A 13,166-nucleotide genomic window follows, 5' to 3' on the forward strand; every position below is an offset into this window, starting at 1 on the left:
GGCCCGCGCCCCCTTCGCCCCGTCCCGAAACCCCTTCACTGGAGACAGCCATGCCTCTGGCGCCCCAGCGTGCCGACGTGCCCGTGACCATCGACGAGTCCCTGTGCATCGACGGCTGCACCCTCTGCGTCGAGATGTGCCCGCTCGACTCGCTGGCCATCCACCAGGAGAGCGGCAAGGCCTACATGCACGTGGACGAGTGCTGGTACTGCGGCCCGTGCGCGGCCCGGTGCCCCACCGGCGCGGTCACCGTCAACATGCCCTACCTGCTCCGGTGAAAGGACCCGTCCCGATGGCACGCCCCCGCTCCGGCCCGGCCCGGCCGCTGCTCGCGGCCCCGCTGCTCGCCCTCGCCCTGACCGCCACCGGCTGCGGCGGGGACGACGCGGGCGCGGGCGCCGGCGGCACCGTCACGGTGACCGTCGGCTACCAGTCCAAGACCATCAACACCGTCACCGCCGGCACCCTGCTGCGCTCCCTGGGCTACTTCGAGCAGGAGCTCGCCGCCCGCGGCCGCAAGGACGGGGTGCACTACAAGGTCGTCTGGCAGGACTACGCGACCGGGGCCCCGATCACCGCCCAGATGACCGCCGGGAAGATCGACATCGGTTCGATGGGCGACTTCCCGCTGCTGATCAACGCGGCCCGCGGCAAGCAGCTGCACCGGCCCACCCGGCTGGTCTCGGTGACCGGCTACAACCTGACCGGCGCCCTCAACACCGTGCTGGTACCGACCGGTTCGGACGCCCGGACGCTCGCCGACCTCAAGGGCAAGCGGATCTCCACCTCCGTGGGCTCGGCCGCCGACGGGACGCTGGTACGGGCCCTGGAGCGGGCCGGGCTGGACCCGGCCGAGGACGTCTCCAAGCTCAACCAGCAGCCCGCGGTGGGGGCTTCGGCGCTCCAGGCGGGCAGCGTGGACGCGCTCTCGCAGTTCGTCGCCTGGCCCGGACTGCTGGCCTTCCAGGGGCGGGCCAAGGCCCTGTACGACGGCGGCGAGCTGAGGCTGCCCACCTTCCACGGGGTCACCGTCCGCGAGGAGTTCGCCCAGCGCCGGCCCGGCCTGCTGGAGGACTTCCTGCGCGCCCAGGTCAAGGCCACCGACCACCTGCGGGCCCATCCGGTGCAGGACGCCGAGGCGGTCGCGAAGGCCACCGGCCTGCCCGCCGAGGTGGTCTACCTCTACAACGGCGCCGCCGGCATCGCCACCTTCGACCCGGCGCTGCGGCCCGAGCTGGTCGCGGCGCTCAAGCAGGACGTGCCGGTGCTGAGGTCCGCGAAGCTGGTGGGGGACGTGGACGTGGACGCCTTCGTGGACCCGGCGCCGCTGGCCCGGGCCACCGCGGGCCGGCCGGCCGCCGCCCCGTCCGCCGCCGGTCCCGAGCTGTGGGTCCGGGGCGAACCGAAGACCCGTACCTACCCCAGCACTTCCGCGCTGCTGGCCGCGCTCGCCGCGGTCGGCCCGGACCGGGTGCGGGCGGCGTACGTGGCCGATGCGACCACCGGCACCCGCTGGTTCGCCGACCGGGCGGTGTGGGTGGCCGACGGCCGGACCCCGGTGCCCTTCGTGACCGCGGCGCACGCGGCGGCCTACGTGGCCGCGCACCCGGGCGCCCGGACCGTGGACTGGGACGCCGTCCGCAGGCTCGCGCCGTGATCCGGCGGGCGCTCTCGCTGGTCGCGGCGTTGGGGCTGTGGCAGGCGCTCACCGTCTGGGACGTGGACCTCTGGCTGCGCTTCGACCAGTTCCCCACCGTCGGGGAGGTGGCCCGGACCTTCGCCGACCGGGTGGCCGGGGACACGTACTGGCAGGACCTGACGGACAGTCTGACCCGCATCCTGTCGGGCTTCCTGCTCGCCGCGGTGCTCGGGGTGGCGCTGGGCACCGCGCTGGCCCGGTCCCGCTGGACGGCGGACCTGCTGGGGCCGGTGCTGGAGGTGCTGCGGCCGATCCCGGCGATCGCCCTCGTGCCGGTGGCGATCCTGCTCTTCCCCAGCAACGAGCAGGGCATCGTCTTCATCACCTGCACCGCCGCCTTCTTCCCGGTCCTGGTCTCCACCCGGCACGCGGTGCGGGCGCTGACGCCGGTGTGGGAGGAGGCCGTGCTGACGCTGGGCGGCGGGCGGCTGCGGGTGCTGGTCTCGGTGGTCCTGCCGGGGGCGCTGCCGGGGATCTTCGGCGGCCTGTCGGTGGGGATCGGGGTGTCGTGGATCTGCGTGATCTCGGCCGAGATGATCTCCGGCGAGTACGGGGTCGGCTACCGGACCTGGCAGGACTACACGGTCGTGGACTACCCCGGCGTCTTCGTCGGCATGGCCACCATCGGCCTCCTCGGCTGGCTGACGTCCACGGCGGTCGAACTCCTGGGCCGCCGCCTGACGTCCTGGCTGCCCCGCACGTCCTCGCCCTCGGGCCGGGCGTTTCCAGCCCGCGCTGGGGGTCCCCCCGGACGGAGTCCGGGGGAGATCGAGCGCACCGGCGCGGAGCGGCGGTACGGGGGCCGGGGCGCAGCCCCGGGAAACGGCGAAGGGGCGGGTAGGGGAACAGCCCCGCAGGGCAAGCCCCCCGGCATCGCAACCACCACCACCGGCGGGAGGCCGCAGTGAGTGCACAGACCGTGGACGTACAGGTACGGGCCGAGCCGGACGGCCTCCGGCTGGCGGCGGTGCGGCTCGCGCACGGGCCCGCGCGGGCCGTCGACCTGGCCGTCGGGCCCGGCGAGCTGCTGGCCGTCGTCGGGCCGTCCGGCTGCGGGAAGTCCACCCTGCTGCGGACCCTCGCCGGACTGCTGCCGCCCCTCGAAGGTGAGGTCCGGCAGGACGGCGCGGCCGTCACCGCCCCCGGCGCCGACCGGGCCCTGGTCTTCCAGGAGGACGCCCTGCTGCCCTGGCGCACGGTGCTGGCCAACATCGAACTCCCGCTCCGGATCCGCCGGGTGCCCCGGCCCGAGCGCCGGGCCCGGGCCGCCGACTGGGCGGACCGGGTCGGCCTGGCCGGCCACCTCCACAAGCTGCCGCACCAGCTCTCCGGCGGCCAGCGCCAGCGCGTCCAGCTCGCCCGCGCCCTCGCCGCCGGCCCCCGGGCCGTCCTCATGGACGAGCCCTTCGGCGCCCTGGACGCGCAGACCCGCCGCGAGATGCAGGACCTCCTCGTCGAGGTGCTGCGCGAGGCCGGCGGCGCGAGCACCGTCGTCTTCGTCACCCACGACGTGGACGAGGCCCTGCGGCTCGGCGACCGCATCGCCCTGCTGCACACCGGCGAGGTGCTCGACGTCCCCGGCCCGCGCCCCCGGGACACCCCCGACGCCGGGCTGCGGCACCGGATCCTCGACTCCCTCTGAAAGGCCCCACCGTGCAGATCCCCGCCCTCACCGACGCCACCGAACTGCGCTGCGACGTCCTCGTCATCGGCGGCGGCACGGCCGGCACGATGGCGGCCCTGACCGCCGCCGAGCGCGGCGCGGACGTCCTGCTGCTGGAGAAGGCGCACGTCCGGCACTCCGGCGCGCTCGCCATGGGCATGGACGGGGTGAACAACGCGGTCATCCCCGGCCGCGCCGAACCGGACGACTACGTCGCCGAGATCACCCGCGCCAACGACGGCATCGTCGACCAGTCCACGGTCCGCCAGACCGCGGTCCTCGGCTACGACATGGTCCGCCGGCTGGAGTCGTACGGGGTGAAGTTCGAGAAGGACGAGCACGGCGAGTACGCGGTCCGCCAGGTGCACCGCTCCGGTTCGTACGTGCTGCCGATGCCCGAGGGCAAGGACGTCAAGAAGGTCCTCTACCGGCAGCTGCGCCGCCGCGAGATGCGCGAGCGGATCCGGATCGAGAACCGCGTGATGCCGGTGCGGGTGCTCACCGCCGGCGGCCGGGCGGTGGGCGCGGCCGGCTTCCACACCCGCACCGGCGCGTTCGTGACGGTCCGCGCCGGGGCGGTCGTCCTGGCCACCGGGGCCTGCGGCCGGCTGGGGCTGCCCGCCTCGGGCTACCTGTACGGCACGTACGAGAACCCGACCAACGCGGGCGACGGGTACGCCATGGCCTACCACGCGGGGGCCGAGCTCACCGGCATCGAATGCTTCCAGATCAACCCGCTGATCAAGGACTACAACGGCCCGGCCTGCGCGTACGTGGCCAACCCCTTCGGCGGCTACCAGGTCAACCGGCACGGCGAGCGGTTCGTGGACTCCGACTACTGGTCGGGGCAGATGATGGCGGAGTTCGCCGCCGAACTGGCCTCCGACCGGGGGCCGGTGTACCTCAAACTGAGCCACCTGCCGGAGGAGTCGGTCGGCGCGCTCGAGACGATCCTGCACACCACCGAGCGGCCCACCCGCGGCACCTTCCACGCGAACCGCGGCCACGACTACCGCACCCACGACATCGAGATGCACATCTCCGAGATCGGCCTGTGCGGCGGCCACTCGGCCTCCGGCGTGCGGGTCGACGACCACGCCCGGACCACCGTGCCCGGGCTGTACGCGGCCGGGGACCTGGCCTCCGTACCGCACAACTACATGATCGGCGCCTTCGTCTTCGGCGACCTGGCGGGCGCGGACGCGGCGCAGTACCGGGCGTACGAGGGCGAGTTGCCGGCCGACCAGCTGGAGGCCGCGCACGAGCTGGTCTACCGGCCGCTGCGGCACCCGGACGGCCCCCCGCAGCCGCAGGTGGAGTACAAGCTGCGGCGGTTCGTCAACGACTACGTCGCCCCGCCGAAGTCCGGGGCCCGGCTCTCCCTGGCGGTGGCGGCCTTCGAGCGGATGACCGCGGAGATCGAGGGGATGGGCGCGCGGACCCCGCACGAGCTGATGCGCTGCGCGGAGGTGTCCTTCATCCGGGACTGCGCGGAGATGGCGGCCCGGGCCTCGCTGGCCCGCACCGAGTCCCGCTGGGGGCTCTACCACGAGCGGCTGGACCACCCGGAGCGGGACGACGCGGCCTGGCTGCACCACCTGGACCTGTACAAGTCCGCCTCCGGCGCCATGCACTTCACCGCCCGGCCGGTGGCGCCGTACCTGGTGCCGGTCGAGGGCTTCGACCCGGCCGGCGGGGCGTCCCGGCCGCTGGGCGAGTCCCGGCCGCTGGACGTGGCGCGGGCCGGCGGCGGCGGGGCCCCGGCACCGGCCGGGTCCGGGACCGCCGCGCGGATCCCGGCGGAGGTCGCCACCGGGGCCACCTCGCCGCGGGTCCTGGAGGTGCTGGCGCTGGCCGAGGAGTCGCCCGCACTGGCGGCCCTGGAGCCGTACCTGGCCGATCCGGACCCGGCGGTGCGGGCCGCGGCGGTGGCGGCGCTGACCGAGACCGTGCCGGCCGGGGCCGGGCCCGCGCTGGCCGCCCGGCTGGGCGATCCGGCGGCGGCGGTCCGGGCCGCGGCGGCGGCCTCGGTGCGGGAGCTGGTCGAGGTGCTGGAGCCCGGTCCGGAGCTGGCGCAGGCGCTGGACGCCGCGCTGGCGGTGCCGGACCCGGTGGTGCGGGCGGCCGCACTGGAGGCGCTGCGGGCCCTGCGGCTGGGCGGCGCCGGGCAGTACGCGGCGCTGCTGGCCGACCCCGAGCCGGAGGTCCGCATCCACGCGGTGCGCGGCCTGGTGGCGGTGGACGCGGTGGCCGCCCTGGCGGCGGCCGCGGCGGACCCGGCGCGCGAGGTCCGGGTGGCGGTGGCCAAGGGGCTCGCCGCGGTCCGCTCGCCCGCCCCGGACCCGCTGGCACCCCTGCTGGCCGATCCGGACCCGCTGGTGCGGGGGGCCGCGCTGGCCGCCCTGGCGGTCACCGGGTGCCCGGAGCCGTACGCGGGCCCGGCCCGGGCCGCGCTGGCCGACGGGGCCTGGCAGGTGCGGGCGGGTGCGGCGGCGGCCCTGGCGGCCGCCGGGCCGGCGGCGGTCGCCGCGCTGGCCGGGGCGCTGGCCGACCCGAACGCCGACGTCCGCAAGGCCGCGGTGCTCTCCCTGCGGGCGCACGCCACCGATCCCGCGGCCCGCACCGCCCTCGCCGCCGTCCTCGAGGACCCCGACGCCGACGTCCGTGCCTACGCGGCCCGCCCGCTGCCCGCGCTGCCGTAACGGCCCGCGCGTCAGCCGAACGGCGGGTTTCGTGTGGCGGGGTGCCGGGGACCGGGGGAAGCTGCCGGTGGCGGTCGGGGGGCCGCACCCTCCCCCCTAGGAGTCCGCAGATGGCCCGCAGACACCGCACCGCACCGGCCCTGGCGGCCGCCGCCGCCGCGATAGCCCTGGCCGCCGCACCCGCCGCGGCGGCCCCGCCACCGGGCCCCGCGAGCCCCGCCGGGTCCGGCACCCCGCCGGGCCCGGTACCGCCCGCGGCCCGGCCCCCCGGGCCCGTGCAGGCCGTCCGGGCCGAGGCGCTGGGCGAGCCGGACGAGCTGGATCCGGCGGTCTGGTCCGCCCTGACCACGGCGTACAAGGCCACCGAGCGCTACCTCTGGGAGCCGTACGCCGCCCCCGACGGCTGGCTCTCGGACGGGACCTGCTGGCAGGACGCGGCGGGCAGCGGCGCGATGGGCTTCCACTACGTCAACGAGGCGGACGTGGGCAGCCTGGACCCGGCCCGGCCGGGTGCCCTGCTCTACGAGGACGACCCGCTCACCCACCGCCGCCAGCTGACCGGCGCCGAGTGGATCGTCTACGACCGGGACGGCCGGCTGGACACCGACGACGACCGCCCGACCCTCTTCGGGGTGCCCTTCGACGGGCCGATGAAGGGCCACCACCCGGGCCAGCCGGTCCACTACGACCTGCACGTGTGGCTGTGGAAGGACAACCCGAACGGGATGTTCAAGCAGTACAACCCCACCGTGTCCTGCCCGGCCGGCCAGACGCACGAGGGCCCGGCCCCGTGAGGAACGGGAGCCGGGCCCGGGGCCGTACGACGGGCTAGCGCACGAACACGCTCGCCTGGTCCGCCAGGTCCAGGAAGTACTGCGGCGCCAGGCCCAGTACCACCGTGACCGCGACGCCCACCGCGATGGTGGTCATCGTCAGCGGCGAGGGCACCGCGACCGTGGGGCCGTCCGCCTTCGGCTCGCTGAAGAACATCAGGACGATCACCCGGATGTAGAAGAACGCGGCGATCGCCGAGGAGATCACACCGACCACGACCAGCGCCCCGGCCCCGCCCTCCGCCGCGGCCTTGAAGACCGCGAACTTCCCGGCGAAGCCGGAGGTCAGCGGGATGCCCGCGAAGGCCAGCAGGAAGACCGCGAACACCGCCGCGGTCAGCGGCGAACGCCGGCCCAGACCGGCCCACTTGGACAGGTGCGTGGCCTCGCCGCCGGCGTCCCGCACCAGCGTCACCACCGCGAAGGCCCCGATGGTGACGAAGGAGTAGGCGCCCAGGTAGAAGAGGACCGAGGAGATCCCCTCCTGGTTGGTGGCGATCACGCCCGCGAGGATGAAGCCGGCGTGCGCGATCGAGGAGTAGGCCAGCAGCCGCTTCACGTCGGTCTGGGTGACCGCGATGACCGCACCGGCCAGCATCGTGATGATCGCGACGCCCCACATCACCGGCCGCCAGTCCCAGCGCAGCCCGGGCAGCACCACGTACAGCAGCCGCAGCAGCGCGCCGAAGGCGGCGACCTTGGTGGCGGCGGCCATGAAGCCGGTCACCGGGGTCGGGGCGCCCTGGTAGACGTCCGGGGTCCACATGTGGAACGGCACCGCGCCGACCTTGAACAGCAGGCCCATCAGGATCATCGCGCCGCCGATCAGCAGCAGCGCGTCGTTGCCCATGGTGTCGGCCAGCGCCGGGTCGATCTTGACGACCGTGCCGTCGACCACGTCGGCGATGCCCGCGTACGTGACCGTGCCCGCGTAGCCGTACACCAGCGCCACGCCGAACAGCAGGAACGCCGAGGAGAAGGCGCCGAGCAGGAAGTACTTGACCGCGGCCTCCTGCGACATCAGCCGCTGGCGGCGGGCCAGCGCGCAGAGCAGGTACAGCGGCAGGGAGAAGACCTCCAGCGCCACGAACAGCGTCAGCAGGTCGTTGGCCGCCGGGAAGACCAGCATGCCCGCGACCGCGAACAGCGCCAGCGGGAAGACCTCGCTGGTGGTGAAACCGGCCCGGACCGCCTCGCGTTCGCTGTCGCTGCCCGGTACCGACGCGGCCTGCGCGGCGAAGGAGTCCACCTTGCTGCCGTGCGCCGCCGGGTCCAGCCGCCGCTCGGCGAAGGTGAACACCGCGACCACGGAGGCCAGCAGGATGGTGCCCTGGAGGAACAGCGCGGGGCCGTCCACCGCGACCGCGCCCATCGCGGCGATGTGCGCCTTGGTCGTGCCGTACCCGGCGGCGGCCAGGCCGACCACCGCGGCGAAGGCCGCTGCCAGCCCGGCGACCGTCAGGAACACCTGGGTGTAGTGCCGGGCCCGGCGCGGTACGAACGCCTCCACCAGCACCCCGAGGACCGCCGCGCCGAGCACGATCAGGACCGGGGAGAGCTGGGCGTACTCGATGTGCGGGGCCGGGATCTTGTCCACGGGACCGGCGGCCGCGGCCGCCAGGCCCATCATGCTGTTGCTCACTTGGCCGCCTCCACCTCGGGCCGGGGGTCCTTCTGGTGCACGTCGGACATCGTGTGCTGGACCGCCGGGTTCACGATCTCCGTCAGCGGCTTGGGGTAGACGCCGAGGAAGATCAGCAGCGCGATCAGCGGGGTCACCACGAGCAGTTCGCGCAGCTTCAGGTCCGGCATGGACCGGACCTCGTCCTTCACGGGGCCGGTCATGGTGCGCTGGTACAGCACCAGCGTGTAGAGCGCGGCGAGCACGATGCCGACGGTCGCGACGATGCCGACGGCCGGGTAGCGGGCGAAGGTGCCCACCAGGACCAGGAACTCGCTGACGAAGGGCGCGAGCCCGGGCAGCGAGAGGGTGGCCAGGCCGCCGATCAGGAAGGTGCCGGCGAGCACCGGGGCGACCTTCTGCACGCCGCCGTAGTCGGCGATGAGCCGGGAGCCGCGGCGGGAGATCAGGAAGCCGGCCACCAGCATCAGCGCGGCCGTCGAGATGCCGTGGTTGACCATGTAGAGGGTCGCGCCGGACTGGCCCTGGGTGGTCATCGCGAAGATGCCCAGGATGATGAAGCCGAAGTGCGAGATCGACGCGTAGGCCACCAGCCGCTTGATGTCCCGCTGGCCCACCGCGAGCAGCGCGCCGTACACGATGCTGATCACGGCGAGCACCAGGATCACCGGGGTCGCCCACTTGCTGGCCTCGGGGAAGAGCTGGAGGCAGAAGCGGAGCATCGCGAAGGTGCCGACCTTGTCGACCACCGCGGTGATCAGCACCGCGACCGGCGCGGTGGCCTCGCCCATGGCGTTGGGCAGCCAGGTGTGCAGCGGCCACAGCGGCGCCTTCACCGCGAAGGCGAAGAAGAAGCCGAGGAAGAGCAGCCGCTCGGTGTTGGTCGCCATGTCCAGCTTGCCGGCGGCCCGCAGGTCGGCGATCTCGGCGAGCGAGAAGGTCTTGGTGACCGCGTACAGCCCGATCACCGCGGCCAGCATGATCAGGCCGCCGACCAGGTTGTAGAGCAGGAACTTGACCGCCGCGTAGGAGCGCTGGGCGGCGGCGTTCTCGTCGCTGCCGCTGTGCGCCCGGTCCCCGAAGCCGCCGATGAGGAAGTACATCGGGATGAGCATGGCTTCGAAGAAGATGTAGAAGAGGAAGACGTCGGTGGCCTCGAAGGAGATGATCACCATCGCCTCGACCATCAGGATCAGGGCGAAGAAGCCCTGGGTCGGCCGCCAGCGGGAGCCCGCAGCGAAGCTGCTATTGGACGCTTCCGTCTCCAGGGGGTCGGCGTCGTGCCAGCCGGCCGCGATCACGAACGGGATCAGCAGCGCGGTGAGCGCGATCAGCGCCACCCCGATGCCGTCCACGCCCAGTTCGTAGCGGACCCCGAAGTCAGCGATCCAGGAGTGCGACTCGGTGAGCTGGTAGCGCGCACCGCCGGGCTCGAAGCGGACCGCGACCACCGCGGCCAGGACGAGCGTCGCCAGGGAGACGAGCAGCGCGAGCCACTTGGCGGCGGTCCGGCGGGCGGCCGGGACGGCCGCCGTGAGGACCGCGCCGACCGCGGGGAGCGCGGCCGTCGCCGTCAGAAGCGGGAAACTCATTTCACACCGCCCTCATCAGCAGGGTCGCGGCGATCAGGATCGCCGTGCCCCCGAACATCGAGACCGCGTACGAGCGGGCGTAGCCGTTCTGCAGCTTGCGCAGCCGGCCGGAGAGCCCGCCCACCGAGGCGGCCGTGCCGTTGACCACCCCGTCGACCAGGGTGTGGTCGACGTAGACCAGCGAGCGGGTCAGGTGCTCGCCGCCGCGCACCAGCACGACGTGGTTGAAGTCGTCCTGGAGCAGGTCGCGGCGGGCGGCGCGGGTCAGCAGCGAGCCGCGCGGGGCGGTCACCGGGACCGGCTTGCGCCCGTACATCGACCAGGCGATCGCCACGCCCACGACCAGCACGACCATGGTGGCGCCGGTGACGGTCAGCGCGCTGACCGGGGAGTCGCCCTCGGCGTGCCCGGTGACCGGCTCCAGCCAGTGCAGGAAGCGGTCGCCGATGCCGAAGATCCCGCCGGCGAAGACGGAGCCGAAGGCCAGCACGATCATGGGGATCGTCATGCTCTTCGGGGACTCGTGCGGGTGCGGCTCGTGGCCCTCCGCGTCCGGCTGCCAGCGCTTCTCGCCGAAGAAGGTCATCAGCATCACGCGCGTCATGTAGAAGGCCGTGATGGCGGCGCCCAGCAGGGCGACCGAACCGAGGATCCAGCCCTCGGTGCCGCCCTTGGCGAAGGCCGCCTCGATGATCTTGTCCTTGGAGAAGAAGCCGGACAGGCCCGGGAAGCCGATGATGGCCAGGTAGCCGAGGCCGAAGGTGGCGAAGGTGACCGGCATGTACGAGCGCAGGGCGCCGTACTTGCGCATGTCGACCTCGTCGTTCATCCCGTGCATCACCGAGCCGGCGCCGAGGAAGAGGCCCGCCTTGAAGAAGCCGTGGGTGACCAGGTGCATGATCGCGAACACGTAGCCGATCGGGCCCAGGCCCGCGGCGAGGATCATGTAGCCGATCTGCGACATGGTCGAGCCGGCCAGCGCCTTCTTGATGTCGTCCTTGGCGCAACCGACGATCGCACCGAAGAGGAGCGTGACCGCACCGACGACGGTGACCACCAGCTGGGCGTCCGGGGCGCCGTTGAAGATCGCGCCGGAGCGGACGATCAGGTAGACGCCGGCGGTGACCATGGTCGCGGCGTGGATCAGGGCCGAGACCGGGGTCGGGCCCTCCATCGCGTCGCCGAGCCAGGACTGCAGCGGCACCTGGGCGGACTTGCCGCAGGCGGCCAGCAGCAGCATCAGGCCGATGGCGGTCAGCTTGCCCTCACCGGTCTGCCCGGCCGCCTTCAGCACCGGCTCGAAGGCGAAGGTGCCGAAGGTGGTGAACATCAGCATGATGGCGATCGACAGGCCCATGTCGCCGACCCGGTTGACCAGGAAGGCCTTCTTGGCGGCGGTGGCCGCGCTGGGCTTGTGCTGCCAGAAGCCGATCAGCAGGTACGAGGCCAGGCCCACGCCCTCCCAGCCGACGTACAGCAGGAGGTAGTTGTCGGCCAGCACCAGCAGCAGCATCGCCGCGAGGAAGAGGTTGAGGTAGCCGAAGAACCGGCGGCGGCGCTCGTCGTGCTCCATGTACCCGATCGAGTACACGTGGATGAGCGTGCCCACCCCGGTGATCAGCAGCACGAAGGTCATCGACAGCTGGTCGAGCTGGAAGGCCACGTCGGCCTTGAAGCCGCCCACCGGCACCCACGAGAAGAGGTGCTGGTGCACGGTCCGGTCCTCGCCGTCCCGGCCGAGCATGTCGGCGAAGAGCACCGCGCCGATGACGAACGAGGCGCCGGCGAGCAGGGTGCCGAGCCAGTGGCCGGCCTTGTCGAGGCGGCGGCCGCCGCAGAGCAGCACCGCCGCTCCGAGCAGGGGCGCCGCGATCAGCAGCGCAATCAGGTTGTCCACGTGATCCGACCCCTTACAGCTTCATCAGGCTGGCGTCGTCGACCGAGGCCGAGTGGCGGGCGCGGAAGAGCGACACGATGATCGCGAGCCCGACCACGACCTCCGCGGCGGCCACGACCATCGTGAAGAAGGCGATGATCTGGCCGTCGAGGTTGCCGTGCATCCGCGAGAAGGTGACGAAGGCCAGGTTGCAGGCGTTGAGCATCAGCTCCACGCACATGAACACCACGATCGCGTTCCGCCGGATCAGCACCCCGGTCGCGCCGATGGTGAAGAGCAGGGCCGCGAGGTACAGGTAGTTGACGGGGTTCACTTGGCGGCCTCCTCACGGCCGAGCTCACGGCCGAGCCGCTTGGCGGACTGCTGCTCGAGGGCCTTGAGGTCCTCCAGCGCCTGCGTCGAGACGTCCCGGACCTGGCCGCGCTCCCGCAGGGTCGCGCTGACCGTGAGCTCGGAGGGCGTACCGTCCGGCAGCAGACCGGGGATGTCGACGGCGTTGTGCCGCGCGTACACGCCGGGGGCCGGCAGCGGCGGGAGCTGGACGCCCTCGCGCACCCGGCGCTCGGCCAGTTCGCGCTGGGTGGCGGCCCGCTCGGTGCGCTCGCGGTGGGTGAGCACCATCGCGCCGACCGCCGCCGTGATCAGCAGCGCGCCGGTGATCTCGAAGGCGAAGACGTACTTGGTGAAGATCAGCTCCGCCAGGCCCTCCACGTGACCGCGGGAGTTGACCTGCCCCAGCCCGTCGAAGTGCTTGAGCCCGGCGTTGCCGAGGCCGGCGATCAGGAGGATGCCGAAGCCCAGCCCGCAGACCGCGGCCAGCACCCGCTGGCCCTTGATGGTCTCCTTCAGCGAGTCCGCGGCGGTGACGCCGACGAGCATCACGACGAAGAGGAAGAGCATCATGATCGCGCCGGTGTAGACGACGACCTGCACGATGCCCAGGAAGTACGCGCCGTTGGCCAGGTAGAAGACCGCCAGGATGATCATCGTCCCGGCGAGGCTGAGGGCACTGTGCACCGCCCGCCGCATCAGGATCGTCGACAGGGCGCCGATCACCGCGACCGTGCCCAGCACCCAGAACTGGAAGGCCTCGCCGGTGGACGTGGTGGACGCCGAGGCGGCGGCCAGCACCGCCGCG

11 protein-coding genes are annotated in these 13,166 nt (G+C 73.2%); 6 read left to right on the top strand and 5 right to left on the bottom strand.

Annotated elements, in window-relative coordinates; all coding sequences use genetic code 11:
* The first annotated feature begins 50 nt into the window (after positions 1-50).
* The 6 genes from AB0O40_RS16500 to AB0O40_RS16525 all read left to right on the top strand — a co-directional run bounded on the left by AB0O40_RS16500 (position 51) and on the right by AB0O40_RS16525 (position 6,858).
* On the top strand, positions 51-278 hold the full coding sequence (locus AB0O40_RS16500) for a ferredoxin family protein (protein ID WP_365041189.1): 228 nt from the start codon (positions 51-53) through the stop codon (positions 276-278).
* A 14-nt stretch (positions 279-292) separates the two neighbouring features.
* Positions 293-1,657, top strand: a complete 1,365-nt coding sequence (locus tag AB0O40_RS16505) for an ABC transporter substrate-binding protein (protein ID WP_365041191.1) — start codon at positions 293-295, stop codon at positions 1,655-1,657.
* On the top strand, positions 1,657-2,607 hold the full coding sequence (locus AB0O40_RS16510; RefSeq protein WP_365041247.1) for an ABC transporter permease: 951 nt from the start codon (positions 1,657-1,659) through the stop codon (positions 2,605-2,607). The genes AB0O40_RS16505 and AB0O40_RS16510 overlap by 1 nt, the downstream gene beginning before the upstream one ends.
* A 50-nt stretch (positions 2,608-2,657) precedes the next feature.
* Entirely contained in the window at positions 2,658-3,341 is a 684-nt protein-coding gene (locus tag AB0O40_RS16515; RefSeq protein ID WP_365041250.1) for an ABC transporter ATP-binding protein, read from the top strand.
* A gap of 17 nt (positions 3,342-3,358) precedes the next feature.
* Entirely contained in the window at positions 3,359-6,064 is a 2,706-nt protein-coding gene (locus AB0O40_RS16520) for a fumarate reductase/succinate dehydrogenase flavoprotein subunit (protein ID WP_365041253.1), read from the top strand.
* A 110-nt stretch (positions 6,065-6,174) separates the two neighbouring features.
* Positions 6,175-6,858, top strand: a complete 684-nt coding sequence (locus AB0O40_RS16525; protein WP_365041194.1) for a hypothetical protein — start codon at positions 6,175-6,177, stop codon at positions 6,856-6,858.
* 34 nt (positions 6,859-6,892) lie between these two features.
* Here AB0O40_RS16525 and nuoN read toward each other — a convergent pair whose 3' ends face one another.
* From nuoN to AB0O40_RS16550, 5 genes are read right to left on the bottom strand one after another with little or no spacing between them, the layout of a single operon-like run.
* The gene (gene nuoN, locus AB0O40_RS16530; RefSeq protein WP_365041255.1) at positions 6,893-8,527 is read right to left on the bottom strand and encodes an NADH-quinone oxidoreductase subunit NuoN; all 1,635 of its coding nucleotides are present in this window, start codon (positions 8,525-8,527) and stop codon (positions 6,893-6,895) included.
* 8 nt (positions 8,528-8,535) lie between these two features.
* A complete protein-coding gene (locus AB0O40_RS16535) occupies positions 8,536-10,131 on the bottom strand; it encodes an NADH-quinone oxidoreductase subunit M (RefSeq protein ID WP_365041196.1) in 1,596 nt (531 codons plus the stop codon).
* Between the two features lies 1 nt (position 10,132).
* Complete coding sequence (gene nuoL / locus AB0O40_RS16540; protein WP_365041199.1) at positions 10,133-12,028, bottom strand: NADH-quinone oxidoreductase subunit L; 1,896 nt, start codon at positions 12,026-12,028, stop codon at positions 10,133-10,135.
* A 13-nt stretch (positions 12,029-12,041) separates the two neighbouring features.
* Positions 12,042-12,341: an NADH-quinone oxidoreductase subunit NuoK gene (gene nuoK / locus AB0O40_RS16545; RefSeq protein WP_365041201.1), complete on the bottom strand. Its 300-nt coding sequence runs from the start codon at positions 12,339-12,341 to the stop codon at positions 12,042-12,044.
* On the bottom strand, positions 12,338-13,159 hold the full coding sequence (locus AB0O40_RS16550) for an NADH-quinone oxidoreductase subunit J (protein ID WP_365041258.1): 822 nt from the start codon (positions 13,157-13,159) through the stop codon (positions 12,338-12,340). Before AB0O40_RS16550 ends, nuoK begins: the two co-directional genes overlap by 4 nt.
* Between the last annotated feature and the right edge of the window lie 7 nt (positions 13,160-13,166).

The organism is Streptomyces sp. NPDC089919, assembly GCF_040684615.1.
Classification (GTDB): domain Bacteria; phylum Actinomycetota; class Actinomycetes; order Streptomycetales; family Streptomycetaceae; genus Streptomyces.